Raw genomic sequence first — 1,907 nt, 5'->3', positions numbered from 1 at the left:
GGCTCGGTTGGATCTGATCTTGGAGATCCGGCCCACAGTGTCTCGGGTGTATTGCTCTTCAAACAGCACCTGGGAGCCTTTGGAGAGCTTGGTGCCCAACAACCACTTGCGCTGTGCATCAAAAGAGTTGAGCGTGTGTGTTCCGTTGGCGTGATCAATCCGGGCGATTTCGGCATCAGGAGAATAGTGGATTTGATTGATGGCCCCTGGAATGGCCAGCAACCTGCCAGCCCGGTCATACTGGTATTGCCCGTTAGAGGGCGGCCAGGTTTCTCCATCGGAAAAGGATCGTGCACGCAGACGATTGCCATCATCATAAGAATAGGTGCGGGTATAGGTCTGTCCGTCAATGATGTAGCGTTCGCGCACCAGCTGGCCATGACTGTTGTAGTCATAGTGGATGATGGCGGCCCCATTGCTGATGGTTGTGAGTTGTCCGGTGTTGTGATACCCGGCCCGGGCCTCATCATAGGTGTAAGTGACATCCTCGGTGCTGGCCTGGGCCGCCGCTCCAACGGTCAGGCCCAAAACTGAGCCAAGAAGAAGGCCAGCAGATTTGCGAAAACTTGGGATATTCATAATGGTTTCAAACATCTGTACTAAGATCCAAAAAGAAAATGGTCAACGTGCTCTAGCACTCTCTGCTGCTGGAAGCGGATTTCGACTTGCTGCTGGTGCTCGTTCGTGTTGAGATCACTTTCCAATCTGTATAGAAAGAGCTGCCATTCTGTTTTGTGACTTTCTCACGCTGGACCGTCTCAAAATAATTTACTGCCGTTCCATTGGCTGCATCGCAATGAAAACTAGGTGAGACAGAATCTGCAACCCAAGGCCCGTTTTTCTTCCAATCCGAGGAAGAGCGTGATCTCGATCCTGTGGGGTTTTTTAGATAAAATCTGGCATAACGACCTGAGACTGAAACCTTAAGCCAATTCTCTTTTGTTTCACGCGCCCGCGTGCCGTTAGTGAACTTGAAATTGTTGGCATGAAGCTGACTAGGTTTCACATTTCTCAGTGTGATGGTGTTGCCCGCATCAAATTGGATGACCGTATTACTCCCGGAAGCTCTAGCTTGGGCTTTTACCTTTTCGAAGCTGGTGAGCGTGGAGTATTTCAACCAAATGATATCTCCTTTTCCAGATCCTGCAGCAAAGTCTTCAATCACATCTTGGCCAAAGGATGGACCTTCAAAGACAAAGGTGTCATTGCCTTTGCCGCCATAAAGGCGATCATTCCCTGCAGCACCAATCAAAGTATCATTGCCGCCATAGCCCCAAAGTTTGTTGTCAGAAGCATTGCCAATGATAGTGTCGCCATATGCATCACTGCCCATGACCCCTTCGATGGAGACATAGGTATCCCCTGCTGCATCGCCTGTATTCTGGCTTGGGGCAGCTAAGTTGATGGTCATGGCATGCTTGGACCAACGATAACGGGCGATATCAAACCCAGATCCACCATCAAGAAAGTCATTCCCGCCGCCATAGGCGTTAAGCGTGTCATTGCCGCCCTTACCTTCTAGGCGGTCATTGCCGCGGTGACCATAAAAGCTATTGTTTTGTTCATCACCAATCAGGACATCATTGTAACTGGAGCCTTCAATTGTCTCGAAGTTAGAAATGGTGTCACCTTCAGCATGGCCGCCAGAGACAGCTCCTGTTGTCAGGTTGACAGATACTCCGGTTGGTGAGCCACCATAGCTAAGAATGTCATTCCCAGGTCCTCCATCCAGCGTATCAGCGCCGCCATATCCGTAGATCTTGTTGTGACCAGCATCACCAATCAGCGTGTCAGCATGATCGCGGGTCCCCATGATACGTTCAATGGAGGTGTAAGTATCACCTGCCGCATCTCCTTTGTTCTGGCTTGGATCTGCCAGGTTCACGGTAACGCCAGAGGAGGCGTAA

At 50.4% G+C, this 1,907-nt stretch carries 1 protein-coding gene and 1 pseudogene; both read right to left on the bottom strand.

Translation table 11 applies throughout. The features are described 5' to 3' along the window. The coding region (locus JCM12308_RS27385) for a hypothetical protein (protein WP_164845396.1) at positions 1 to 594 on the bottom strand (594 nt) is incomplete at its 3' end. A gap of 37 nt (positions 595 to 631) precedes the next feature. Next, positions 632 to 1,907: pseudogene (locus tag JCM12308_RS27380) on the bottom strand (hypothetical protein); the annotation flags it as partial.

This window comes from Pseudovibrio denitrificans JCM 12308 (genome assembly GCF_001310815.1).
GTDB classification, from domain to species: Bacteria; Pseudomonadota; Alphaproteobacteria; order Rhizobiales; family Stappiaceae; genus Pseudovibrio; species Pseudovibrio denitrificans.
The sequence above is the reverse complement of the archived record's forward strand: the minus strand, read 5'-3'. Positions and strand labels throughout refer to the sequence as shown.